General features: G+C 73.8%; 25 protein-coding genes. 13 read left to right on the top strand and 12 right to left on the bottom strand.

From position 1 onward, the window contains the following. Window positions 1-40 precede the first annotated feature (40 nt). From Saso_RS31630 to Saso_RS31655, 6 genes are all read right to left on the bottom strand, one after another. A complete protein-coding gene (locus Saso_RS31630) occupies window positions 41-709 on the bottom strand; it encodes an ABC transporter permease (protein ID WP_189923013.1) in 669 nt (222 codons plus the stop codon). After that, complete coding sequence (locus Saso_RS31635) at window positions 706-1,422, bottom strand: ABC transporter permease (RefSeq protein WP_189923011.1); 717 nt, start codon at window positions 1,420-1,422, stop codon at window positions 706-708. Before Saso_RS31635 ends, Saso_RS31630 begins: the two co-directional genes overlap by 4 nt. After that, window positions 1,419-2,573 carry an ABC transporter ATP-binding protein gene (locus Saso_RS31640; protein WP_189923009.1) on the bottom strand — a complete coding sequence of 385 codons (1,155 nt, stop codon included), beginning with the start codon at window positions 2,571-2,573 and terminating at the stop codon, window positions 1,419-1,421. Before Saso_RS31640 ends, Saso_RS31635 begins: the two co-directional genes overlap by 4 nt. Window positions 2,574-2,852: 279 nt before the next feature. Then, entirely contained in the window at window positions 2,853-3,587 is a 735-nt protein-coding gene (locus tag Saso_RS31645) for an FAD:protein FMN transferase (RefSeq protein WP_189923007.1), read from the bottom strand. Between the two features lies 1 nt (window position 3,588). Further along, window positions 3,589-4,014 carry an FMN-binding protein gene (locus tag Saso_RS31650; protein ID WP_189923005.1) on the bottom strand — a complete coding sequence of 142 codons (426 nt, stop codon included), beginning with the start codon at window positions 4,012-4,014 and terminating at the stop codon, window positions 3,589-3,591. Window positions 4,015-4,024: 10 nt separating this feature from the next. Then, window positions 4,025-5,362, bottom strand: coding sequence for a ferredoxin reductase family protein (locus Saso_RS31655; protein WP_189923003.1), 1,338 nt, complete (start codon window positions 5,360-5,362; stop codon window positions 4,025-4,027). 152 nt (window positions 5,363-5,514) lie between these two features. Between Saso_RS31655 and Saso_RS31660 the strand changes: the two genes are divergently transcribed. The 3 genes from Saso_RS31660 to Saso_RS31670 all read left to right on the top strand — a co-directional run bounded on the left by Saso_RS31660 (window position 5,515) and on the right by Saso_RS31670 (window position 9,026). Beyond that, complete coding sequence (locus Saso_RS31660; protein WP_229901324.1) at window positions 5,515-6,207, top strand: response regulator transcription factor; 693 nt, start codon at window positions 5,515-5,517, stop codon at window positions 6,205-6,207. Next, window positions 6,204-7,658, top strand: a complete 1,455-nt coding sequence (locus Saso_RS31665) for a sensor histidine kinase (protein ID WP_189922999.1) — start codon at window positions 6,204-6,206, stop codon at window positions 7,656-7,658. The genes Saso_RS31660 and Saso_RS31665 overlap by 4 nt, the downstream gene beginning before the upstream one ends. Window positions 7,659-8,015: 357 nt before the next feature. Then, entirely contained in the window at window positions 8,016-9,026 is a 1,011-nt protein-coding gene (locus tag Saso_RS31670; RefSeq protein ID WP_189922997.1) for a lysylphosphatidylglycerol synthase transmembrane domain-containing protein, read from the top strand. A gap of 42 nt (window positions 9,027-9,068) precedes the next feature. On the opposite strand, the gene msrB is transcribed toward Saso_RS31670, so the two are convergent. The 4 genes from msrB to Saso_RS31690 all read right to left on the bottom strand — a co-directional run bounded on the left by msrB (window position 9,069) and on the right by Saso_RS31690 (window position 12,508). After that, entirely contained in the window at window positions 9,069-9,479 is a 411-nt protein-coding gene (gene msrB, locus Saso_RS31675) for a peptide-methionine (R)-S-oxide reductase MsrB (RefSeq protein WP_189922995.1), read from the bottom strand. 13 nt (window positions 9,480-9,492) lie between these two features. Further along, entirely contained in the window at window positions 9,493-10,878 is a 1,386-nt protein-coding gene (gene murC / locus Saso_RS31680; RefSeq protein ID WP_189922993.1) for a UDP-N-acetylmuramate--L-alanine ligase, read from the bottom strand. Window positions 10,879-11,014: 136 nt separating this feature from the next. Beyond that, window positions 11,015-11,488 carry an indole-3-glycerol phosphate synthase gene (locus Saso_RS31685; RefSeq protein WP_189922991.1) on the bottom strand — a complete coding sequence of 158 codons (474 nt, stop codon included), beginning with the start codon at window positions 11,486-11,488 and terminating at the stop codon, window positions 11,015-11,017. Window positions 11,489-11,680: 192 nt separating this feature from the next. Continuing rightward, window positions 11,681-12,508 carry a pyrimidine reductase family protein gene (locus tag Saso_RS31690; protein WP_189922990.1) on the bottom strand — a complete coding sequence of 276 codons (828 nt, stop codon included), beginning with the start codon at window positions 12,506-12,508 and terminating at the stop codon, window positions 11,681-11,683. 37 nt (window positions 12,509-12,545) lie between these two features. Between Saso_RS31690 and zapE the strand changes: the two genes are divergently transcribed. From zapE to Saso_RS31730, 8 genes are all read left to right on the top strand, one after another. Further along, a complete protein-coding gene (gene zapE / locus Saso_RS31695; protein WP_189922989.1) occupies window positions 12,546-13,649 on the top strand; it encodes a cell division protein ZapE in 1,104 nt (367 codons plus the stop codon). A gap of 186 nt (window positions 13,650-13,835) precedes the next feature. Further along, window positions 13,836-14,243, top strand: a complete 408-nt coding sequence (locus Saso_RS31700; protein WP_189922988.1) for a hypothetical protein — start codon at window positions 13,836-13,838, stop codon at window positions 14,241-14,243. Window positions 14,244-14,333: 90 nt separating this feature from the next. Then, on the top strand, window positions 14,334-14,915 hold the full coding sequence (locus tag Saso_RS31705; protein ID WP_189922987.1) for a carbonic anhydrase: 582 nt from the start codon (window positions 14,334-14,336) through the stop codon (window positions 14,913-14,915). Next, window positions 14,912-16,447: a SulP family inorganic anion transporter gene (locus tag Saso_RS31710; protein WP_189922986.1), complete on the top strand. Its 1,536-nt coding sequence runs from the start codon at window positions 14,912-14,914 to the stop codon at window positions 16,445-16,447. Before Saso_RS31705 ends, Saso_RS31710 begins: the two co-directional genes overlap by 4 nt. A 114-nt stretch (window positions 16,448-16,561) precedes the next feature. After that, the gene (locus Saso_RS31715) at window positions 16,562-17,398 is read left to right on the top strand and encodes a slipin family protein (protein ID WP_189922985.1); all 837 of its coding nucleotides are present in this window, start codon (window positions 16,562-16,564) and stop codon (window positions 17,396-17,398) included. Window positions 17,399-17,489: 91 nt separating this feature from the next. Next, a complete protein-coding gene (locus Saso_RS31720; RefSeq protein ID WP_189922984.1) occupies window positions 17,490-18,869 on the top strand; it encodes an alkaline phosphatase PhoX in 1,380 nt (459 codons plus the stop codon). A 108-nt stretch (window positions 18,870-18,977) separates the two neighbouring features. Next, a complete protein-coding gene (locus Saso_RS31725; protein WP_189922982.1) occupies window positions 18,978-19,898 on the top strand; it encodes a polysaccharide deacetylase family protein in 921 nt (306 codons plus the stop codon). Window positions 19,899-19,935: 37 nt separating this feature from the next. Continuing rightward, window positions 19,936-20,127 (top strand): hypothetical protein, encoded by a 192-nt coding sequence (locus tag Saso_RS31730; RefSeq protein WP_189922980.1) that lies wholly within the window; start codon window positions 19,936-19,938, stop codon window positions 20,125-20,127. 36 nt (window positions 20,128-20,163) lie between these two features. On the opposite strand, the gene Saso_RS31735 is transcribed toward Saso_RS31730, so the two are convergent. Together Saso_RS31735 and Saso_RS31740 are read right to left on the bottom strand one after the other, a co-directional pair. Further along, window positions 20,164-20,835 (bottom strand): ABC transporter, encoded by a 672-nt coding sequence (locus tag Saso_RS31735; RefSeq protein WP_189922978.1) that lies wholly within the window; start codon window positions 20,833-20,835, stop codon window positions 20,164-20,166. Next, window positions 20,832-21,689: an ATP-binding cassette domain-containing protein gene (locus tag Saso_RS31740; RefSeq protein ID WP_189922976.1), complete on the bottom strand. Its 858-nt coding sequence runs from the start codon at window positions 21,687-21,689 to the stop codon at window positions 20,832-20,834. Before Saso_RS31740 ends, Saso_RS31735 begins: the two co-directional genes overlap by 4 nt. Before the next feature lie 27 nt (window positions 21,690-21,716). Here Saso_RS31740 and Saso_RS31745 point away from each other — a divergent pair, with 27 nt between their 5' ends. Both Saso_RS31745 and Saso_RS31750 read left to right on the top strand, forming a co-directional pair. Continuing rightward, complete coding sequence (locus Saso_RS31745) at window positions 21,717-22,475, top strand: peptidyl-tRNA hydrolase (protein ID WP_189922974.1); 759 nt, start codon at window positions 21,717-21,719, stop codon at window positions 22,473-22,475. A 139-nt stretch (window positions 22,476-22,614) separates the two neighbouring features. Beyond that, window positions 22,615-24,024 carry an MbnB/TglH/ChrH family RiPP precursor modification enzyme gene (locus Saso_RS31750; RefSeq protein WP_189922972.1) on the top strand — a complete coding sequence of 470 codons (1,410 nt, stop codon included), beginning with the start codon at window positions 22,615-22,617 and terminating at the stop codon, window positions 24,022-24,024. Window positions 24,025-24,196: the final 172 nt, after the last annotated feature.

Consider the following 24,196-nt stretch of genomic DNA (forward strand, 5'->3'; position numbering starts at 1 on the left):
GCGCGGTTCCCCGCGTCGCTCCCCGTTCGATGCCCCGGGGTCAGTTGCTGCGGCGCACGCCCGGTGAGACGGCCGCTCTCGTCACCGCCCAGAACACCGCGAGCGTGGCGAGCGCCATGCCGGCGACCAGGGTGGCGCCGCCCACCACCTTCTCGTAGTCGTGCTGGTAGAGACCGTCGACGATGTAGCGGCCGAGGCCGCCGAGGCTGACGTACGCGGCGATGGTGGCCGTGGAGACGATCTGGATGGCCGCGGAGCGCAGCCCGCCGAGGATCAGCGGGAGCGCGACGGGCAGTTCGACGCGCAGCAGGATGTCCGACTCCCGCATGCCCATGCCGCGCGCGGCGTCCACCGGGGGCGGGTCCACGGAGCGCATCGCCTCGTAGGTGGTGACCAGGATCGGCGGGACGGCGAGGACGACCAGCGGGATCATCACCGGCAGCATGCCGAACCCGAGCACGATGGTCGTCACCACCAGCAGGCCGAAGGTGGGCAGCGCGCGGCCCGCCGTGGCCACCAGGGAGAGGACGTTGCCGCCCCGCCCGTAGTGCCCGGTGACCAGACCGATGGGCAGTCCGATCAGGGCGGCGAGGCCGAGCGCCTCCAGGGAGTACTGCACGTGCTCCCACAGCCGGGTGGGAATGCCGTCGTAGCCGTGCCAGTGCGCGCCGTCGCTGAAGAAGGCGTTGACGAAGTTGATGACGTTCACCGGGCTGCGTCCTCCAGGGCGGGCACGGCCGGGTCGGGCCGGACCCCGGCGGGCCTGGACCTGCCGCCGCGCGCGCCGCTCGGCATCCAGGGCGTGAGCAGGATCCGTACGACGACCAGCAGGGCGTCCGCCAGCACCGCCAGGACGGCGCTGGTGATCACGGAGTTCCAGGCGAGTTCGGGCCGGTTGTAGATCTGCGCGTCGTGCAGCAGGTTGCCGAGCGCGCCCTGGTTGCCGATCAGCATGCCGACGCTGACGAGGCTGATGCTGGACACGGTGGCCACCCGCAGTCCGGCGATGATGGCGGGCACCGCGATCGGCAACTGGACCTGGACGTAACGGCGTACGGGTCCGAAGCCCATGGCGGTCGCGGCGGCGAGGGTCTCCTGCGGCACCGAGCGCACGCCGTCGACGATCGCCGGGACGAGCACGACCAGGCTGTAGACGGTGAGCGGGATCATCACCGTCAGTTCGGTCTGGCCCGTGTAGTCGATGAGGACGACGAAGAAGGCCAGGGAGGGGATGGCGTAGAGAACGGTCGTCACCCACAGCACCGGCGGGTACAGCCAGCGCAGCCGCACGCACAACTGGGCCAGCGGCAGGGCGAGCAGCAGTCCGCCCAGCACCGGCAGCAGCGCCTCGCGCAGATGCAGCACGATGAGGCCGAACCAGTCGTGCTGGAGGTCGCTCGGGATGTCGAAGAAGCGGTTCACCGGACGGCCTTCCGCAGGTCGGCCCCGGCGGCCTCCTGCTCCTTGCGGCCCGCCGCGTGGGCGCCGCGGATGGCCTCGCCGATGGCGGCCTGCGGGACGACCCCGGCGGCCCGGCCCTCGGCGTCCACGGCGACCGCCCAGCCGGTGGGCGACAGGACGGCGCAGTCGAGCGCGGCGCGCAGCGAGTCCCGTCCGGCGACGAACGGCCTTCCGTACGGCAGGAGTCGGCCGGTGTCGACCTGGCCCGCCGTCAGCGCGCCGGGCTCGCTCCAGCCGAGCGGGCGGCCGTCCAGGCCGGTGACCAGGAGGTAGGGCGTCTCGCTCGCGCCGCGTGCGGCGATCTGCTCGGCGGTGGCGTCGACGGCGACGATCGGGGTGGTGAGCAGGTCGAGGCCTTCGGAGGAGAAGAACGACAGCCGGCGGATGCCCCGGTCGGCGCCCAGGAAGTCCTCGACGAACGCGTCGGCGGGGTCGGACAGCAGCTCGGCGGGCGGCGCGAACTGGGCCAGCCGCCCGCCGGTGCGCAGCACGGCGACCATCGTGCCGAGCTTGACGGCCTCGTCGATGTCGTGCGTGACGAAGACGATGGTCTTGCCCAGTTCCTCCTGGATGCGCAGGAGTTCGTCCTGGAGCCCCTTGCGGACCACCGGGTCGACGGCGGAGAACGGCTCGTCCATGAGCAGCACGGGCGGATCGGCGGCGAGCGCGCGGGCCACACCGACGCGCTGCTGCTGGCCGCCGGAGAGCTGGTAGGGGTACCGCTTGGCGAACGAGGCGTCCAGTCCCACCCGTTCCATCAGTTCGCGGGCCCTCGCGCGGGCCTTCTCCCGGCTCCAGCCGAGCATCCTGGGCACGGTCGCGATGTTGTCGACGATCGTGCGGTGCTGGAAGAGCCCCGCGTTCTGGATGACGTAACCCATGGACCGGCGCAGAGTGTTGACCGGCTGCTGACGGCTGTCGACGCCGTCGATGAGGATCGACCCCTCGCTGGGCTCGACCATCCGGTTGATCATCCGCAGGGTGGTCGTCTTGCCGCAGCCCGAGGGGCCGACGAGGACGGTGATCGAACGGTCCGGAATGTCGAGGGAGAGCCGGTCGACGGCCACCGTGCCGTCCGGGTATCGCTTGGTGACTGAATCTATCCGTATCAAAACGCCGAATACCCTTCGGGCTGGCTGTTTCCGCCCACTCTCGACCAGACGAGTTCGGGCCGTTGCGGGGAGAGTCTAAACCGCTTGCGTTTCGGACGTTTTCGCGGGCGAGACGAGCCGCGAAGGCGCCCACCGCTGTGCACGACCTGTGCGTCCGTACGCCCGGAATTTCACGTCTCCGGCCGGCGGCGGGCACCCGCGGCCGCCGTGGCCGGGGGCCGGTCCCGCGGTCGTCCGGTCCCGGCCGGGGCTCACGCCGCTGCCGGGACCGGACATGGCTCACGCCGCTGCCGGACCCGTCGTCGGGAAGCCGTCGGTGCGCAGGACCCGGCCGCCGGGGAGGACGGCGAAGACCTCGCAGCCGTGTTGTGCGGCCGCCCATTCGACCCCCTCCGCGCCCAGGGCGAACGCGGCCGTGGCGACCGTGTCGGCCTCGGTGAGGGTGGGGGCGACGACGGTGAGACTGTCGAGGCCGGTGACCGGGCGGCCCGTGCGGCCGTCGAGGATGTGGTCGCCGCGTTCGTAGCGGGCGGAGGTCGCGACCGCCCCCTCGGTGAGGTCGAGGACGGCGCACAGCCGGTCCGCGGCCTCGGGGTGCCGCACGCCGATCCGCCAGGGCCCGCCGGAGACGACCACGTCGCCCCCGGCGTTGAGACAGAACCGGCGGATCCCCGCCCGGTCGAGCAGGTCGGCCGCCCGCTGCACGGACCAGCCCTTGACCACCGCGCAGGGGTCGAGGGACCGGCCGGGCAGCCGGACGTCGAAGGCGCCGCCGGTGGCGACGCGGTACCGCTCGCAGATGCCGAGGACCTCCACGAGGTCGGCGCTCAGCTCGTCGGCCGTCAGTTCGCCCCGCCCGTGACGGGAGACCTCACTGCCGTCCTCGAACGGGCTGAACCGTTCGTCGACCTCGCGCAGCCAGGCGAACACGGCGTCCCCGGTCCCCTCGGGCACGACGGTGTCGTCGATCCGCAGCGAGACCGGGAACCCCATGACGTGTTCGACGCGGCGCACGTCAGGCGCCCTTCGCGTCGATCGCCGCCTGGAGGGACTCCCGGTAGCCGTCGCTCGTCAGGGTCGCGCCGGTGACGGTGTCGATGTCGGCGCTCTGCGCGGTGAGCGTCTCGGCGACCAGCTTCGGCACCGCCGCGGTGGTCTGCGGATGGTCCGGCTGCTTCAGCATCTTCACGGCCGTGATCCGGTCGCCCACGTAGGTCACCTGGACCTGCACGTCGCCCTTCTCGGTGGCGACGGTCGTACCGGTGACGACGACCGAGCCCGCGGAGCCCTGGCCGGTGGCGCCCGGGGAGGGCGCGACGGAGGACACCGAGGGCGCCGGGGCGGCGTCGGTCGTGGAGGTCGTGGCGGTCGGCGGCGCGTAGCGCCAGACCGGGATCAGCCCCGCCACGGACAGGACCAGGACAGGTATGGCTCGCTTCACGATGTCTTCCTCATCCCGCCAGGCTGAAGCGTTCGAAGTGGATCTGCGGCTTGGGCACGTCCAGCGCGCGCAGGGTGCCGAGGACCGCGTTCATCATCGGCGGCGGCCCGCACAGGAAGACGTCCCGCTGCGCGATGTCCGGTACCAGTGCGGCCAGTTCGCGCGGCGCCAGCCGGTCCGGCACCGGCGGCCCGGTGATCAGGTGCAGTTCGGCGCCCTTGGCGACGGCCAGCTCGCGCAGTTCGTCGTAGAGCACGGCGTCGCGCTCGCCCGCCACCCGGTAGACGACCACCGCGTGCCCGTGGATCTCCTCGAGGAGCGCCCTGATCGGGGTGACGCCGACCCCGCCGGCGATGAGCAGGGCCTCCGGCCGGGTGCGGCGCAGGGCGGTGAAGGCGCCGTAGGGGCCCTCGGCGAAGACGCGCGTCCCGGGTACGAGGTGGCGCAGGGCCGCCGACCCGTCGCCCGCGGCCTTCGCGGTCAGGCGCAGGCGGGTGCCGTCGGGCGCCGCCGACAGGGAGAAGGGGTTCGCCTGCCACCAGCGGTCCCTGGTCAGGAAGCGCCACAGGAAGAACTGGCCGGCGCGCGCGGGCAGCCGGTCCAGGTCACGGCCGGTGATGTAGACGGAGACCACGTTGTCGGCCTCGGGGACGACCGCCTCGACCCGGAACCGATGGCGCCAGTTGCGCCACAGGGGCAGCGCCAGCCGGCCGAGGAGGACGGCGCCGAGGGCGACGCTCCACACCGTGTACCAGTAGGCCGTGGCGGCGGACGAGGCCGTGAACGTCGTCCCGGTCGCGACCTGGTGCGTGAAGGCCAGCACGACGGCGACGTACGTGTACAGGTGGACGAAGTGCCAGGTCTCGTAGGCGAGACGGCGGCGGGCCCAGCGCGCGGAGACGCCGCCGACGACGAGGATCAGCGCCATCGCGACGGTGGCGCGCAGGACGCCCTCGACGGTCTCGGCGAGGTCGACGAGCTGGCTCACCGGGTTCATCGAGGAGGACGCGGCGTAGCCGAAGGTGATGAACACCACGTGGCCGACCAGCGTCCAGAGCAGGCCGAAACCGGTCCAGCGGTGCCAGTTGGTCAGCCGGTCCATGCCGATACGGCGGTCCAGCCAGGGCAGCCGGGCCACGAGCAGCAGCTGGAACGCCATCAGCAGGGCGCCGTACAGGCCGGCGAAGCGGCCGATCACGACCAGCGCGTTGGAGGCGAAACCCGCCTGGACGGCGAAGAGGGTCACGACGGCCGCGTTCGCGGCCAGCACGGCGTACAGGCCGGTGCGGGCCACTGCTTCGGGACGTATCGCCGTGGGGGGTACGGGAGGCGATTGGACGGTCGTCACGGACGGAAACTCCTTGATCGGGTCCTCAGAACACAGAGCTTCTCCGTGCTTCGCTGTCGTTTTCCTGTCGTAGAACTTTCAAGATCTTATCGATCCGCACGTGTACGGGACGCGGGTCTGGCGCCGCGGGCCGGGTGGCGCACTATGAGCGGGTGGAAAAAGTACGACTCCTCGTCGTGGACGACGACCCGCCGATCGCCGATCTCGTGGCCACGGTCGCCCGCTACGAGGGCTGGGACGCGGTCACCGCCAATTCCGGTGCCGAGGCGCTCAGCCGTGCCGCCGAGTTCCGTCCCGACATCGTGGTGCTCGACCTGATGCTGCCCGACATCGACGGCTTCGGCGTGCTCGACCGGCTCCGGCGCGGCGGCACCATGGTGCCGGTGGTCTTCCTGACGGCACGCGACGGGGTCGCCGACCGGGTCGCCGGACTCACCCGGGGCGGGGACGACTACCTGGTCAAGCCGTTCGCCGTGGAGGAGCTGATGGCCCGGCTGCGGACCGTGCTGCGGCGCAGCGCCGGCCCCGGGGCGCAGCGCTCGGTGCTGCGGGTCGCGGACCTCACCATGGACGAGGACACCCGGGAGGTGCGGCGCGGCGGACGGCTGCTGACGCTCACCCCCACCGAGTACGAGGTGCTGCGCTACCTCCTGCGCAAGTCGCCCACGGTGCTCACCAAGGCGCAGATCCTCGACCATGTGTGGGAGTACGGCTTCGGCGGCCGTTCCAACGTCGTGGAGCTGGTCGTCAGCCGGCTGCGCCGCAAGCTCGACCCGGGGGGCGACGACCCGCTGATCCAGACGGTGCGCGGTTTCGGGTACGTGATCCGGCAGGCGGCCGGGTGATCGGCGGGCTCTGGCCGTCGTACCGCAGACTGCGGCTCGGCACCCGGCTGGCGCTCGGCCTCGGCGCGCTGTCGCTGGTGGTGTTCGCGGTGGTCGGCACGGCCCTGACGACGTACATGCGGGACTACCTGTCGGCCCAGCTCGACGACCAGCTCGGGATCGCCCAGGGCGCGCAGTCCAAGAGCATCGTGGACTCCGGCTCGCTGACCGGGAAGAAGTACTGGGGCTGGTACTACGCCGTGTACGACGTACGGGACGGCAGGCCCGTGCTGCGCACGCCGGAGGACCCCGGTGACGTGCCCGCGGACGCCGACGACCTCACCGCCCTGGCCGCGGCGCAGACGGCCGCCGGCACGGAGGTGCTGAGCACGGCGCATCTCGCGGGCAAGGGCGTGTACCGGCTGCGCGCCTGCGCGGTCGAGCCCGGAGTGGTGCTGGTCAGCGGCGCGCCCATGGACGACCTCGAGGACACCGTCCGGCACCTGATCACGATCCAGGTCGTCACCTTCGGGCTGGCGCTGCTCGCGCTGGTGGTGGTCGGCCGGGCCCTGCTGCGGCGCGGCCTGAAGCCGCTGAGCGACATGGCGCACACCGCGCACGGCATCGCCTCGCACGACCTCACCGAGTCGGCGTCCCGCCTCCCGCTGCGCGCGGACGCGCCGGGCGGCGGCCCCGAGGTCGAGGAGCTGCGCACGGCGTTCAACACGATGCTCCAGCACATCGACGACTCCCTCGCCGTGCGGGCCGAGGCGGAACAGCGCCTGCGGCGCTTCGTCGCGGACGCCTCGCACGAGCTGCGCACCCCGCTGATGTCGGTACGCGGCTACGCCGACCTCTTCCAGTACGCGGCCGCCAACGCCCCGCAGGAGCGGGACAAGCACCTCGCGCGGCTGCGCGCCGAGGCCGCCCGGATGGGGTTCCTCCTCGACGACCTGCTGCTGCTCGCCCGGCTGGACGCGGCCGAGGTGGAGACGCCGCTGCGGATGGAGGACGCCGACCTGGTGGAACTGGTCGGGCAGGCCGCCGACGCGTTCGGTGCGAGTCATCCCCACCACGCGCTGACGGTGGCTCCGGGTCCGGCGGCCGTACCGCTGCGGATGGACCCGCACCGCATCCGCCAGGTGCTGGACAACCTGCTCACCAACGCGGCCGTGCACACGCCGGCCGGCACGCCCGTCCGTGTCGCGGTCCGCGTGGCGTCCGGCACGGCGCGGGTGAGCGTCGCCGACGAGGGGCCCGGCATCCCGCCCGGCGACCGCGAGCGCGTCTTCGACCGCTTCTACCGTGTCGACAAGGCCCGCAGCCGTGACCGCGGCGGCAGCGGCCTCGGTCTGTCGGTGGCCCGGTCCCTGGCCCGGGCGCACGGGGGCGCGCTGGAACTCGACGAGGACGCGGGGGCGACCGTGTTCAGGCTGACGCTCCCCCTCGCTCCGCCCGCCCCGGGGCCGTGACCGGTAGGCGGCGCCCGCAGGGCGGCCGGGCGGAGGGGGCCCGGACGGCCGGTGGTACTGCGGGCCGGTGAACCTCCCCGGGCGCCCGGGATGAACCAGGGGGCGTACGGGCAGAAATGACACAGCCTCACCGCACCTGCCCCGCCCCATCGCCCGGCGCCCCGGGGCACCCGCCCCACCGCGCCGTGCCGCACCACAGCCCGCCCACGCACCGCGGTCGCCGTCCGGCCCGCACTCCGTCGGCTCACGGACACCGCACCGTCACACCGGAGGGGAACGACCTCCCCGTCCCCTCCCCGGCCCGATCCGTCGCGCCGCCGCGCGCGGCGGTCACGACGCGGAAGGACGACGTGCGCCGTGTCCCTGCTGCCCCTCGACGACCCCGCGTCGCCGCCTCCGTCCCCGCAGCCCGTCGAGGACGGCCGCCGCCCCCGGGCCGCCGGCGCCACCCGCCGGGCCCTCTGTCTCTTCCCGGTCCTGCTGCTCGCGGTGTGGGCGGCGGTCGACTGGCACGCCGTGCGCGACGGCACCGCCCTGCTGGCCGCCGCCGACCCCTGGTGGCTGCTGGCGGGGCTCCTCTTCAGCTACCTGGGTTCGGTCGCCGCGGCCTGTGTCCGGCAGGGGGCGATCCCCGACCGACTGCCGCCGGGCACGCTGGTGGCCTCGCAGATCGCCGCGGGCGCCGCGAACCACATCCTGCCGGCGAGCATAGGCGCCCACGCGGTCACGGTCCGCTTCCTCCAGCGGCAGGGCGTCCCCCTCCCCCGCGCCACCGCTTCGATCGCCCTGTACTCGCTGGTCAGAGCCGTGGCGAAGACACCCGTCGTGCTGATCTTCCTGCTCGCCGCGCCCGGCGCGGTGCCGCCCGCCAGGCTGCTGCCCGAAGGTCGGACCCTGCTCCTGGCCGCCGGGGGCCTGCTGCTGGCGCCCGCGGCGGGGGCGGCGCTGTTCGTCCTCGTCCGGCCGCTGCGCCGGCCCGTGCTGGACTTCGTGCGGACGGCCCTCACGGACGCCCGGCACCTGCACACCCGCCCCGCCCGCTTCCTGCCCCTGTGGGGCGGGGCGGTCGCCGCGCCGCTGATCCAGGCGAGCGTGGTGGCGTCGGTGGGGACGGCGCTCGGCCTGCCGCTGACCTGGGCGCAGCTGCTCTTCGCGTTCCTGGCGGCGAGCACCGCGGCCGGAGCCGTCCCGGCACCGGGCGGGATCGGTCCGGTCGACGCGGCCCTGGTCCTCACCCTGGCCGGCTACGGCACCCCGCTGCCTCTGGCGACGGCCACGGTCATCGGCTACCGGCTGCTGACGGTCTGGCTGCCCCTGCTGCCGGGGATGCTGGTGCTGTCCGCCCTGGTGCAGCGCAAGCAGCTGTGAGCCGCGGGCCGTGCCGCCCGCCCCGGCCCGCGGCTCCCGGCGTCAGACGCCGCCGTTCTCCGCCAGCCGCAGCGAGATGCTGTTGATGCAGTACCGCTGGTCGGTCGGGGTCGCGTACCCCTCGCCCGCGAAGACGTGCCCGAGGTGCGAACCGCACCGGGCGCACCGCACCTCGGTGCGCAGCATCCCGTGCGAGCGGTCCTCGATCAGCTCCACCGCGTCGGTGTCCTTCGGGTCGAAGAACGACGGCCAGCCGCAGTGGGACTCGAACTTGGTCGCGGAGGTGAACAGTTCGGCGCCGCAGGCCCGGCAGGAGTAGACGCCCTCGGTCTTGGTGTCGGTGTACTCACCGGTGAACGCGGGCTCGGTGCCCGCCTGCCGCAGGACGGCGTACTCGGCCGGGGTCAGCTCCGCCCGCCACTGCTCGTCCGGCTTCTCGACGTCGTACGACATGAGCCTCAGCCCCTCACTGGGAAAGACGGTCCAGAATGCGCGGGCCCAGGTCCGTCACGTCACCCGCGCCCATGGTGAGAACGAGATCACCGGCCTTCGCCATTCCCGCCACGACCTCCGGCGCCGCGTCCTTGTCGTGCACCGCCGTCACGTCCGCGCCCGCGGCCCGGGCCGCGTCGATGATCAGCTCGCTGGTGACGCCCGGCAGCGGGTCCTCGCGGGCCGGGTAGATGTCGAGGACGACGGAGGCGTCCGCGAGGGCCAGCGCCTGTCCCATCTCCGTGCCGAGCTCCTGGGTCCTGGAGAACAGGTGCGGCTGGAAGAGGACGAGGATGCGGGCGTCGCCCACCGCCGCGCGCATCGCCTCCAGGTCGGCCGTCATCTCCGTCGGGTGGTGGGCGTAGGAGTCGACGACCTGGACGCCCGCCGCCTCGCCCTTGAGCTGGAGGCGGCGCTTGACGCCGGTGTACGCGGCCAGGGCCGGGGCCAGTTCGGCGGCCGGGACGCCCAGCGCGACGCCCGCGGCCAGCGCGGCGACGGCGTTGTGCGCGTAGTGACGGCCGGGCACCGACACGGCGAACGTGAGCCGCTCCCCGTCGAGCAGGACGCTCACCTCGCTCTTCAGGCCCTGCGCGACGACCGACAGCACGCGGACGTCGGCGTCCGGCGACTCCCCGTACGTCACCACCCGCACGCCCTCGACGCGCCGGGTCAGCTCGCGCGCCCCCTCGTGGTCGGCGGAGATCACCAGGGTGCCGCCGGGCACGATCTTCGCGGCGAAGGTCTCGAAGGACTCGTAGATCTCGTCCATCGAGGCGTAGTTCGCGTGGTGGTCCAGCTCCACGTTGAGGACGATGGCGACCTCGGGCGCGTACTTGTGGAAGCTGCGGTCCGATTCGTCCGCCTCGGCGACGAAGATCTCGCCCTCGCCGTGCAGCGCGTTGGAACCGGGCGCGTCGAGGTCGCCGCCGATCGCGTACGAGGGGTCGAGGCCCAGCGCGGACAGCGACACCGCGAGCATGGAGGTGGTGGTCGTCTTGCCGTGGGTGCCGGCCACGGCGATCGGCCGCAGTCCGTCCATCAGGCGAGCCAGCGCGTCCGAGCGGTGGACGACCGGGATGCCCAGCTCGGCGGCGCGGGCCAGCTCCGGGTTGTCCGCGCGGATCGCCGAGGAGACCACGACGCAGCTGGCGTCGTCGGCCAGGTGAGCGGCGGCGTGGCCGATGTGCACGGTCACGCCGAGCGCCCGCAGCGCCGCCGCGGTGCCGGACTCCTTGGCGTCGCTGCCGGCCACCTTCGCCCCGCGCTGGGCGAGGATCTTCGCGATCCCCGACATCCCCGCCCCACCGATGCCGATGAAGTGCGGTCGGTCCATGGCGGTAGGAAGGCCGGGTGCCATGCGTGTTCTCCCAGGGTGCGCTGCGACGGGTTCGGTGCGCCCCCACCCTATTGCGCGGGGCGCCCCGTACCCAGCCAGGGGCGCGGGGCCGCTCCGGCGGACGGGAGCGGGCGGCCGGCGGGCGGCCGCGCCGGGTTCACGCCTTGCTGTGCGAGAACAGCTTCAGCACCGGCACGCCCACCTTGTGCCGGGCGCGGGAGGCCCAGTCGCGGTGGAAGAACTCCTCGACGTAGTGCGGGTCGGTCAGGACGATGACCTCGTCCGCCCCCGCCTCCGCGACCAGGGACTTGAGCGCGTCCAGCGGATGGTCCTCGACGAGGCGGCCCACCGCCTCGCTGCCCGCCGCGTGCAGCGCCTGGAGGGACACCTCCAGGGCTCTCGCGCCGAACCCCTTCGCCTCGTCGCCCTCGGGCGTCTCGCCCTCGCGCGCCGCCTCGTCCAGCTCGCCGAGGGCGACGTCGTCGATGGCCCGCAGCAAGCGGTCCGCCTGGTCGCCGCGGGGCTGGAGCAGCACGTGGAAGGAGACCGGCTCGTCCCCGTGCAGGGTGCTGACGAACTCCACGTCGGCGGACGTCAGGGCTTTCTCGATCATCAGAACACTTGTGAACACCGGCGCCCCATTCTTTTGGAGGACCCCCGTGGCCCTCTCTCGCCGTGGGCCGTCCGTGGCCCTGCGGAAACCATCCTGCCCCGTGATCGCACGAGGACTCGCCGCGAGATCCAGTGTGCCCGCCGGACGCCGGACGCAACGGCCGACCCCGCCGTCCCGGGGCGGGCGATGACGCTCGTCCGGAATCCCGGCTCAGGGCCGCCGGTACCTGGCGAACAGGAAACCCTCCTCCTCCAGGAGGGACGCCAGCGCGAACCGGTGCGGGACCGCCACCGACGGGCCGCCCGTGATCCGCTGCGCGTCGCCCGCGGTGAGCATCGGGGAGATCGTCAGACAGAGCTCGTCCAGCACCCCGGCGGCGACGAACTGGCCCAGCAGCCGGGGGCCGCCCTCGGTCAGCAGCCGGGTGTGCCCCAGCCCGGCCAGTGCCCGCACGGCCCGGGCCGGGTCGACGCCCGTGCCGTCCCCGGCCACCACCACCCGCGCGCCCGCCCGCCGCGCCGCCGCGACCCTGTCGGGGGCGGCCGCTGCGCCGGTCAGGACCAGCGTGGGGACCAGGGGCGAGGTGAACAGCGGGAGGGAGAAGTCGAGGTCGAGGCCGGCGCTGACCACCGCGACGGCCGGGGCGGGTCCCTGCCCGGCCGCCTCGCGGGGCCCGGCGAACTCGGCACGCGCGCGTGCGGGGCGGTACCCCTCCATGCGGACCGTCTGGGCGCCGACGACCACCACGTCCGCGAGCCCGCGCAGGGTGCCGAAGATCCGCATGTCGGTGGCGGTGGAGATGGGCTGGGAGCGCCCGTCGTGCTGGGCGGCGCCGTCGAGCGTGGAGACCATGTTGGCCCGCAGCCAGGGCCGCGGCCCGTCCGGTGCGGGCTCCGGGTACGCGTACGCCCGCGCGAGCTCGGCGAGGCTCCACTCCCGGTCCCGCGCCGCGTCCCCGGCATCGCCGGGGGCCGGGGGCGGCCCGCCGCCGGGGCCGCTCGCCGCTGTCCGGTCGGTCACAGGGAAGAGCCGTCGCATGTCAGGCAGTCTGGCATGCCACGTACCATGGGGGACCGTGTCGTCCTCCTCCCCCGCTCCCGGTGCCCGCCCGATAGCCGACGTGGCTCCGGTGTCCCTCTGCACCCGTCAGCCGCACGTCCCCGCGGACCGGCTGGTCGCCGAGATGGTCCCGCCGCCCCGCTTCGACTCGGTGCGGTTCAGCACGTACCTCCCGGACCCGAACCAGCCGAGCCAGACCGAGGCGGTCGGGGTGCTGGAGGGGTTCGCGGCCGGGCTCGGCGGAGCGCACGCGGCGGGCGGCGCCAAGCGGGGCTTCCTCGGCTTCGGCAGGGCAAGGGCGCCCAAGGTGCCCGCCGGGCCGCGGGGCGTCTACCTGGACGGCGGCTACGGCGTCGGCAAGACCCATCTGCTGGCGTCCCTGTGGCACGCCACGCCGGCCGAGCCCGCCCTCAAGGCCTTCGGCACGTTCGTCGAGCTGACCAACCTGGTCGGCGCCCTCGGCTTCCAGCAGACGGTGCGGACGCTGTCCGGACACCGTCTGCTGTGCATCGACGAGTTCGAACTGGACGACCCGGGCGACACCGTGCTCGTCTCCACGCTGCTCGGCAAGCTGGTCGAGGCCGGCGTCGCGCTCGCCGCCACCTCCAACACGCTGCCGGGCAAGCTCGGCGAGGGCCGGTTCGCGGCCGCGGACTTCCTGCGGGAGATCCAGGGGCTGTCGGCGCACTTCCGCGCGCTGCGCATCGACGGCGAGGACTACCGTCACCGCGGTCTGCCCGAGGCGCCCGCGCCCTGCACCGACGAGCAGGTGACGAAGGCGGCCTACGCCACCGCGGGCGCCTCGCTGGACGACTTCCCGCATCTGCTGGAGCACCTGGCCAAGGTGCACCCGAGCCGCTACGGCGCGCTGACGGACGGTCTGAAGGCGGTCTGCCTGACGGACGTGGGGCCGGTGCCCGACCAGTCCACGGCCCTGCGGCTGGTGGTCCTGGCCGACCGGCTCTACGACCGCGAGGTCCCGGTGCTGGCCTCCGGTCTGTCCTTCGACCGGCTGTTCAGCGAGGAGATGCTGAACGGCGGCTACCGCAAGAAGTACTTCCGCGCGATCTCGCGGCTCACCGCGCTGGCCCGCGACGCGAAGCGGCTCGTCGAGCCCTGATAAACGCTCTTGACCTGCGGGTCAAGAGCCGGTTCGCGCCAAGAACCACACTCTTTTGAGGCGCACTTCATCTCGAAACGTCGAGTTAACCCTGCAAACTACTTTGCAGGGTTACCGTGTCTCTTGACCAGCGTTTGACCAACCGTTGGTCCGGACTAAACGTGTGAAGTGACCGAAGGGGGGCGCATGTTCCGAGGTACGACGGCCCGCGCCGTCCTTCCGCTCCTCGCCGCCCTCCTGCTGGCCCTCCCGTTCTTCGCACCGGCGTCTTCCTTCGCACACGCGCATACGGTGCGTCAGGCCGAGGCCAAAACCCCGCCCGGAATCAAACTCTCCGGCAAAGCGAAGCGCGACGAGATCACCACGTTCCGCGACTGCGACCGCCCCGGCGGCCTCGCCGACCCCCTGCGCAGCCGCGACCGCCACCGCGCCGGCGCCCCGGCGGCACCGGCACCCCAGGAGCCCGAGCGCGCACTGCTCGAACTGGATCCCGCGGCCGCGCACCAGCCGGCCCCGCCCGGCGCTCCCCACGACCGTCCGTCGAGATCCTCGGCGGCCCACTCCCCGGCGGCGCTCCAGGTCTTCCGCTGCTGAGCGGGCAGGGCAGAACAGCAGTTCCCCCACCTGTCCTGTTTCCTGCACGTCCGACGCGCCCCCACCGCGCGCCAGGAGGAGTCACCACTCATGCAGCCCCTCATCGACAACGCCCGTACGTTCGGACAGCGCCCTGAGGAATTCGCCAGGCTCGCCGAAGGCCAGTCCCCGCAGGTCCTCTTCATCACCTGCTCGGACTCCCGGGTCGTTCCCGCCCTGATCACGGGCGCCCGTCCCGGCGAGCTGTTCGAACTGCGCACCGCGGGCAACATCGTGCCCCCCTACGTCTCCGACCGCCCCACCGGCGAGGCGGCCACCATCGAATACGCCGTCGAGGTGCTCGGCGTCCAAGACGTCGTCGTCTGCGGCCACTCGCACTGCGGCGCCGTCGGCGCCCTGGTGCGCGGCGACGACCTCGACGGCGTCCCCGCCGTCCGCGACTGGCTCGCGCACGCCGCGGACGAACCGGGGACCGCCGACCCCGACGACCCGACGGTCATGCGGGCCGTGCAGCACCACGTGCTCTCCCAGCTGCTGCGGCTGCGCTCCTACCCCTGCGTGGAGAAGCGGCTGGCCGACGGCCGGCTGCGGGTACGCGGCTGGTACTACGAAGTGCACACCGGCGCCGTGCGCGAACACCGCGTCGAGACCGACGGGTTCGAAGCCCTGTGAGCGCCGCGACGGACCGGCGGCCCGACGGGCGAATAGCCCGGTTCCCCCACCTCAGGCAGGACTTCGCCGCCTCTCTCGTGGTCTTCCTGGTCGCGCTCCCGCTGTGCGTGGGCGTGGCCGTGGCCTCCGGCGTGCCGGCCGAGCTCGGGCTCGTGACCGGCATCGTCGGCGGCATCGTCACCGGCATGCTGCGGGGCAGCTCCCTCCAGGTGTCCGGTCCGGCGGCCGGACTGACCGTGCTGGTCTTCGAGGCGGTGCGGGAGTTCGGACTGCCCGCCCTCGGAGTGATCGTCCTCGCCACGGGCACCCTCCAGCTCGCCATGGGCGCCCTGAAGCTCGGCCGGTACTTCCGGGCCATCTCGGTCTCGGTCGTCGAGGGCATGCTGGCCGGAATCGGCCTGGTGCTGATCGCCAGTCAGCTGTACGCGATGGCCGCAGCCGAGGCACCGGAGTCCGGCCTCGCGAAGATGGCCGGACTGCCCGGCGCCCTCACGGACGCGGTGGGCTCCACCGCCGCGCAGGCCTCCCTCGCCATCGGCGCGGGCACCGTCGCGGTGCTGGTCCTGTGGCCGCGGATGCCGGCGAAGGTGCGCACGGTCCCCGGTCCGCTCGCCGCGGTGGGCCTGGCGACGCTCGCCGCCGTCCTGCTGGACGCGCCGGTGGCCACCGTGGAGGTCCGGGGACTGCTGGACTCCGTGCAGCCCCCGCCCCTGAGCGCCTTCGGCGGGCTGGCCGGCATCGGTCTGCTCGGCACGATCGTGGCGTTCACCCTGATCGCCTCCGCCGAGTCGCTGTTCAGCGCGGCGGCGGTCGACCGGCTGCACGACGGCCCGCGCACCCGGTACGACCAGGAGCTGATGGCGCAGGGCGTGGGCAACGCGCTCTGCGGGGTCCTCGGCGCCCTGCCGATGACCGCCGTGATCGTGCGCAGCGCGGCCAACGTGCAGGCGGGCGCGCGGACCAAGGCGTCACGGGTGATGCACGGCGTGTGGCTGCTGCTGTTCGCGGCCCTGCTGCCGGACCTGCTGGCCTACATCCCCGTCCCGGCCCTGGCCGGCGTCCTCGTGCACGCGGGCGCCAAGCTGGTCCCGGTGCGCGGGCTCGTGCTGCTGTGGCGCGAGCACCGCGGCGAGGCGCTGATCCTGGTCGTCACGGCCGTCTCGATCGTCACCGTCAGCATGTTCGAGGGCGTCCTGATCGGTCTCGCGCTGGCCGTGGTGAAGACGGCGTGGGAGGCCTCGCACCTCAGGATGGAGATCGTCGACAAGGGCGCCGGGCCGGTGCAGGCCCATCTGTCGGGCAACGCGACCTTCCTGCGGCTGCCGAAGATCCTCGACAGCCTGGAGTCCCTGCCGCAGGACCGTCCGGTGGAGCTCGACCTCTCCGGTCTGCACCACCTCGACCACGCCTGCCGTACGGCCCTGGAGACCTGGGCGGAACGGCACAGCGCGGCCGGCACCGAACCGGTGAAGGTGACGGAACCGGTCAGGGCGGCACCGCCGGAGAAGGTGACGGAGTCGGCCACCGGGTAGATCCGTCCGCCGTGCGGCCCGGGACCCGGGGCGTGGCCCCGGGCCGCACGGCGGGCATATCGTTGGAGGACGGGCGCAAAGCCCTCCAACGGGCCTCTTGCCGAGGAGGTCGCCATGCTTCAGGAACTGCTGGGCGCGGCCGCGGCGGTCGCCGCCGGAGGTCTCGTGTACCTCGGGGCGGCGGCGCGGGTCGTCAAGCAGTACGAGCGCGGGGTGGTCCTGCGGCTCGGACGGCTGCGCGGCGACGCGCGGCAGCCGGGGTTCACCCTGGTCGTGCCGGCCGTGGACCGGCTGCACAAGGTCAACATGCAGATCGTGACGATGCCCATCCCCGCCCAGGAGGGCATCACCCGCGACAACGTCACCGTGCGCGTGGACGCGGTCGTGTACTTCCGGGTGGTGGACGCGGCCGCCGCGATCATCAACGTCGAGGACTACCGCTTCGCCGTCTCCCAGATGGCGCAGACCTCGCTGCGTTCGATCATCGGCAAGAGCGAGCTGGACGACCTCCTGTCGAACCGGGAGAAGCTCAACGAGGGTCTGGAGCTGATGATCGACAGCCCGGCCATCGGCTGGGGCGTGCAGATCGACCGGGTCGAGATCAAGGACGTGTCGCTGCCGGACGCGATGAAGCGCTCGATGGCCCGGCAGGCCGAGGCCGACCGGGAGCGCCGGGCGCGGATCATCAACGCGGACGCCGAGCTCCAGGCGTCGAAGAAGCTGGCCGAGGCCGCCAAGGAGATGTCCGAGCAGCCCGCCGCACTCCAGCTGAGGCTGCTCCAGACGGTGGTGGCGGTCGCCGCGGAGAAGAACTCCACGCTGGTCCTGCCGTTCCCGGTGGAGCTGCTGCGCTTCCTGGAGAAGGCCCAGCAGCCGCCCCCGCCGGCGGAGTACCGGCCACCGCCCTCCCCGCCGCCCTCCCCGCCGCCTCCGGAGGCCGTGACGGAGTGACACGTGCTACGCGCGTGGTTCCCGGGGCGCACCCCGGGTGATAGACACAGCGGGATCACAGTTCCTGTCCGCCAGCAGGAAGGTTTCCCCCATGTCTGCGACACGACGTCAGATCCTGGCCGGCAGCGGTGCGTTGGGGGTGGGCGCCTCCATCGCGTTCACCGGCGCCCTCTCCGACCTCTTCGCCGGCAGCGCGACCGCGGCCGGCCGCGACCTCGGCCACGAGGGCTACGGCCCGCTCGTGCCGGACCCGGACGGCCTGCTCGACCTGCCCGCGGGGTTCCGCTACCGGGTGCTCTCCCGCGAGGGCGATCCGCTGCGGTCCGGTGAGGGTCCGGTGCCCTCCAACCACGACGGCATGACGGCCCTGCCCGGCAAGGGCGGCCGCGTCCACCTGGTCCGCAACCACGAGAACCGCCCCACGGCGAAGTTCTCCGTCCCCACGGTGAAGGGCCTGACCTACGATCCGGCCGGCAAGGGCGGCTGTACGGCCCTGACCCTGGACTCCCGCGGTGACGTGCTCTCCGAGCGGGTCGCCCTCGCCGGTACGGCCGTCAACTGCGCCGGCGGGCCCACCCCTTGGCACACCTGGCTGACCTGCGAGGAGACCGAGGACAAGGCCGGCACCAACGGCTACACCAAGGACCACGGCTTCGTCTTCGAGGTCGACCCGTCCGACCCGCGCCGGGGCGGGGCCGTCCCGCTGACCGCGATGGGCCGCTTCCAGCACGAGGCGATCGCCGTCGACCCGCACCGCGGTGTCGTCTACGAGACCGAGGACGCGTTCCTGGAGCCGTTCGGCCTCTTCTACCGCTTCCTGCCCGAGAAGCCGCTGGGCGGGGTCGGTTCGCTGCGCGCGGGCGGCCGTCTCCAGGCGATGCGGGTGCCCGGGGTGCCCGACCTGTCCTCGATCCAGGACCCGGGCGCCTCCTTCGACGGCATCACCTGGGTGGACGTACCGGACCCGCTCGCCGTCACGACCCCGGTCCGGCTCCAGGACTTCGGCCCGAAGGGCATCACGCACGCGCAGAAGCTGGAGGGCTGTTACTGGGGCGGGCGGTGCGTGTACTTCGTGTCGTCGTTCGCCCGCGGCTCGGACGGTTCGGCTGCCGACCACTTCGGCCAGATCTGGCGGTACGACCCGCAGCGGCGGCGCCTGACCCTGGTCGTCGTCTTCGGCCCCGACACCGACGTCCAGCTCCCCGGGGAGTCCCCGGACAACATCTGCCTGGCGCCCAGCGGCGGTCTGATGGTCTGCGAGGACGGCAACGGCGCGCAGCACGTCTTCGGGGTCACCAGGGCCGGCGAGGTGTACGCGATGGCGCGGGGCCGCCAGAACATCGGCACCCCCGAGGCCCCCGAGTGGGGCGAGTTCGCGGGCGTCACCTTCTCCCCCGACGGCCGCACGATGTACGTCAACTGCTACACCCCGGGGACGACGTTCGCGGTCACGGGACCCTGGCGGCGGTAGCCCGGGCGCCGCGCCCGCCCGGGTGGTGAGAGCCCGGGCGGGTGACACCGCCCCAGGCACGGGCATATATACATACAACCAACGGCGCACTGCCCCTACCTTCGTACGATGATCACTCCCGTACGTCGCGTGGCCGCCCTCTGCGCCCTCGCCGCCGCCCTCGCCCCCCTCACCGCCTGCGGCACCGCTCAGGACACCCGCGCCGTCCGGACCACGGACTCCGCGACGGCCCCCGCCGCCGGCGCGCGGAACGCCGCGCCCACCCCTTCCCGGACCCCGGCCGCGCCCTCCCGGACCCCGGCCGCGCCCTCCCGCACTCCGACACTGGCCCCCGGGCCGGCCGGGTTGACCCCGGTCTTCCGCAACGGGCCCCGCACCGCGGGCAAGACGGTCGCCCTCACCTTCGACGCCGACATGACCGCCGACCAGGGGCCCCGCGCGGCGGCCGGCGAGCACTTCGACAACCCGGGGCTGATCACCGCGCTGCGGACGCTCAAGGTGCCGGCCACCGTGTTCATGACCGGCCGCTGGGCCGAGGAGTACCCCGACCAGGCCCGCTCCCTCGGCCGCGACCCCGGCTTCGAGATCGCCAACCACTCCTACAGCCACCACGCCTTCACCGACGACTGCTACGGCCTGCCGACCGTCCCCGAGGACGCGATGCGCACGGACGTGGAGCGGGCGTACACGGCGTTCCGCAAGGCCGGGGTGCCCTCCGCGATGCCGTACTTCCGCTTCCCCGGCGGCTGTTACGACCAGCGGGCGCTGCGCGCGGTGAGCGGTCTCGGCGTCACCGCGGTGCAGTGGGACGTGGTGAGCGGGGACGCCTTCGCGACCGACGCCGACGCGGTGGCGAGACAGGTGCTGGACGGCGTCCGGCCCGGTTCCGTCGTCGTCATGCACTGCACGCGCAGCGCGGCCCCGACGACCGAGCAGGTGGTGCGGACCGTCGTGCCGGAGCTGCGGCGGCGCGGCTACCGCTTCGTGAAGGTGTCCGAGCTGATCGCGACGGCGGGCGGACGGCGGTGAGCGGCCCGCGTCGTCCACGGCTGCGTACGGTGGGGGTATGAGCGACGACGACGGTGACCGCGACTACTGCCTGATCGACGCGACCCGGCCGCCCCGGGCGGAGGGGCCGCCGTACGCCGAGTGCGTGCTGTGCCGCAGGCCCACCGAGTATCCCGAGTCCTACAAGGGGATCACGATGTGCCCGGTGTGCGAGTGGCAGGAGGCCCAGCGGACCGCCTGCTCGGGGTGATCCGCCGGGTGGCCCGGCGCGACGACGCACAACTCGTCACGGTGCGCGGCGCGAGGTGAGCACGCAGGCCAGAGCGGTCGCCGCGGCGCACACCAGGGCCGCCGCCACGAGCGGCAGCACCGGCGGACGGACGGTCGCCGAACGGGAGCCGCCGACGAGGCCGCTCACCGCCGCCTGTGCCGGGGAGCCGGTCCCCACCAGCGCCAGCAGGACCGCCAGCAGCAGCGCGGGCACCCCCCGGCCCGGTGAGCGCAGCACGGGCCAGGCGGTGAGCGCGCCGACGGCCGCCCCGAGCAGGGCGCAGGTCAGGACGGCGAGCAGCCCGGCGCCCGCGGCCCCGAGGACGGGGACCCGTGTGCGGTGGTCGCTGCCGACCGGATCGCTGACGAGCGTGACGACCACGGTCGCCGCCGTGCCGAACGCGGCGGCCGCCCCCGTCGCCACCAGGACGCAGGCCAGGTGCGCCCGCGCGGGACCGGCCGCGGCCGCGACGACGCTGCGGGCGGCAGGCGGTTCACCGCCGGCACAGATCCGCACCAGCCAGGCGGCCACGGGCAGCAGGAACGCGGCCGTGTAGCCGAGCGAGTCGAGCAGCGGCTCGCCGGCCTGCACCCCGACGGCCAGGAACACGGCGTACAGCAGGAACGGGGGCAGCCAGCGCTGCGAACGCACGAGCAACGCGCTCTGATAGCGCAGCAGGGCGGTCATCGGGCGCCCCCTCGCGGGCTGACGCTCAGCACGTGCCACGGCGGGCGGGCGGTGAGCAGGACGCGCAGCAGCACGTCCGAGTGGGAGACGGGGACGGTGAGCCGGTGGGTGCCGTCGGCCGTCTCCTCGGCGGAGGCCGCCAGCCGGAGCGCCTGCGCGGGGAGCTCACCGGCCGGACCTCGCACCTCGACGGTCAGGTGCGGTCCGACGGGGGCGGCCGCCGGTTCCGGCGCGGTACGGCGGCGCAGGGTGCCGTCGCCGACCGTGTACTCGGCGTCCGCGAGGCCGGCGAGGCGACGGGGATCGTGGTCGACGAAGACGACGGCCGACCCGGCGGCGGTCCGCTCGGCGACCGCCCGGTCCAGCTCGGCGCGCGCGTCGGTGTCGAGCCCGGTCCAGGCCTCGTCCAGGACCAGCAGCTCCGGTTCGGCGAGGAGCGCCTGCGCCACGGCGACCTTCTGGCTGCCGCCCTTGGAGAGCCGGCTCATCGGGGTGTGGGCGTGGCCGCCGGTGCCGAAGCGGTCCAGCCAGTAGCCCGCCGCCCGCTCGGCCGCCGTACGGGACAGGCCGTGGACGGCGCCGAGGTGCGTGAGGTAGCGCAGGGCGGTGAAGGGGAGGGCCGCCGGGAAGCGTTCGGGGACGTACGCGGTCCGGGGCGTGCCGGTGACCCTGCCCTCGGTGGGGGCGTCGAGGCGGGCGAGCAGCCGCAGCAGGGTGGACTTGCCCGTGCCGTTGGGGCCCCCGACGCGGGTCAGGGTGCCGGGGGCCGGGTGCAGATGCACGTCGCGGAGCACCCACGGGCCGCGCACGCCGTAGCGGCGGCCCACCCCCTCCAGCCTTAGCTCACCTGGCATGCGGACCGTCCTCCCGCTCGCGGATCCATGGATCTTCCACCTGGCAGACTGGAGGACGTGACCAGTGATCCGGCCGTTCCCGGCGACAGCGACAGCCCTTTCCGTTCCGAGCCGTCGACCCGGGACGAGGCTCCGCAGTTCGTCCTGCCCCTGGTGGTCCGTATCGAGCGCGCCGCCCCGCCGGCCCGCACGGACGCCCTGGAGACGGCCGCTCGCGCGGTGCTGACCCTGCTCGCCGACGAGCGGGCGCTGGGCGACGGCGAGTGGGCTGCGGCCGTGCGGGACTGGCAGGACGCCCGCATCCGCAAGGTGGTGCGGCGGGCGCGGGGCGCCGAGTGGCTGCGGGCGGAGGCCCTGCCCGGCATCACGGTCACCGGCAAGGCGGCGCAGGTGCGGGTCTTCCCGCCCGTCCCGCTCGACGGCTGGCCCAGGGAGCTGGCGAAGCTCCAGGTCTCCGGAACCGATCTGGACGATCCGGAGCCGCCGCCCGGCGTCGACCTGACGGCCCCGGTGATCTGGCAGAACCCCGAGGTCACGATGTCCGCGGGCAAGGCGATGGCGCAGGCCGGGCACGGCGCGCAGCTCGCCTGGTGGGAGCTGTCCGACGAGGAGCGGACCGCCTGGCGCGAGGCGGGCTTCCCGCTCGCCGTGCGCACGGCCGGGCCCCGGCACTGGGGCGAGCTGACGGCGAGCGGACTGCCCCTGGTCCGGGACGCGGGCTTCACCGAGATCGCCCCGGGCAGCTGCACGGTGGTCGCGGACCACCCGGCCCTCAGGAACCGGTAGCCCCCGGTCCCAAGGACCAGGCGGGCGGGGCGGCGCGAACCTCAAATGTTGCTCTGAAGGAGGGCGGCGGGCGGTTCGGGCGGCGGTGGCGGGGCCATACCCCCGTCACCACGCAGGGGGCGTGAAGGAGGCGGGGACCATGAGGCGACTGGGGACGGGGATCGGCTGGCGGCCGGAGATCGCGGACACCGTGGAGCGGATGCCGGGCATCGACTGGGTCGAGGCCGTCGCCGAGAACGTGTGCCCCGGGCATCTGCCCGACTCCCTGCTGCGGCTGCGCGAGCGCGGGGTGACCGTGGTCCCGCACGGTGTCTCGCTGGGGCTCGGCGGCGCGGAGCGGCCCGACGCGGGCCGGCTGACCGCCCTCGCCGAGCGGGCCGAGGTCCTGGGCTCGCCGCTGGTCACCGAGCACATCGCGTTCGTCCGGGCGGGCGGCCCCCTGACGGCGTCCCCGCGGCTGGAGGCCGGACATCTGCTGCCCGTCCCGCGTACCCGCGACGCCCTGCGCGTGCTGTGCGAGAACGTGCGGATCGCACAGGACGCGCTGCCCGTACCGCTCGCGGTCGAGAACATCGCCGCGCTCGTCGCCTGGCCGGGCGAGGAGATGACCGAGGGGCAGTTCCTGTACGAGCTGGCCGACCGCACCGGCGTGCGGCTGCTCATCGACGTGGCGAACCTGCACACCAACCACGTCAACCGCGGCGAGGAGCCCGTCAAGGCGCTCGCCGAACTGCCCCTGGAGGCCATCGCCTACGTCCATGTCGCGGGCGGCTTCGAGCGGGACGGCGTCTGGCACGACAGTCACGCCCACCCGGTGCCCGGGCCGGTCCTCGACATCCTGACCGATCTCGCGTCCCGGACGGCGCTGCCGGGTGTGCTGCTGGAGCGGGACGAGAACTTCCCCGGGCCGGGCGAGCTGGAGCGGGAGCTGGACGCGGTCCGGGAGGCGGTCGGGACCGGCGCGACGGCCCGCGGCACGACGGACGGCCGGGAGCGGCCGGCGCGCGAGGGGACACGGAGCGGCGGGGCGGCGAGCGAAGGGGCGCCGGGCGAAGGAGCGGGGGGCGAAGGGGCGCCGGGCGAAGGAGCGGGGGGCGGCGGCTCGGTCCCGCCCGCCGCGGAGGCGGCACCGGCGGCTCCCGACGAGGCGGCCCGGCAGCGCCTGGCCCTCGCCGAGGCGGCCCTGCTGTCCGCGCTGGTCGCCGGGACGCCCGTACCCGAGGGCTTCGACCGGGTACGGCTCGGCGTGCAGGCGCGGGCGCTGGCGGCCAAGCGGGCGGACGTCGTGGCGAAGGTGGCCCCGGAACTGCCGCTGATCCTCGGCAGCGGGTACCGGACCGCCTTCGTGGCCTACGCGCAGGGGCATCCGATGCGCGGCGGCTACCGGCAGGACGCCCTCGACTTCGCGGAGGAGCTGCTCATGGGCGCGCATCCGGCGCAGGGCCGGGCCCGACGCGAGCTGCGCCGCTGGTGGCTGGACCGCTCGGGTCCCGCGCCGAGACCGGCGTCGCGGCTGGGGCAGGTGGGCCGGTCGTTGATCCGGCGGTGAGGGCGGCCCGAATGTGCCGGGGTTAACACCGGGCCCCGCATGGGGCACACGGCGACCGCTTCCCCCGCCGTTCCTCCGCCTTTCGCCCCTTTTGCGGACCCTCTTACCGCCCACCCTCCGACCGGTTTGGCGGTATTTCAACTCTTTGCCCCTGTAAGGGGGTTGCCGGGGC

The organism is Streptomyces asoensis (genome assembly GCF_016860545.1).
Classification (GTDB): Bacteria; Actinomycetota; Actinomycetes; order Streptomycetales; family Streptomycetaceae; genus Streptomyces; species Streptomyces asoensis.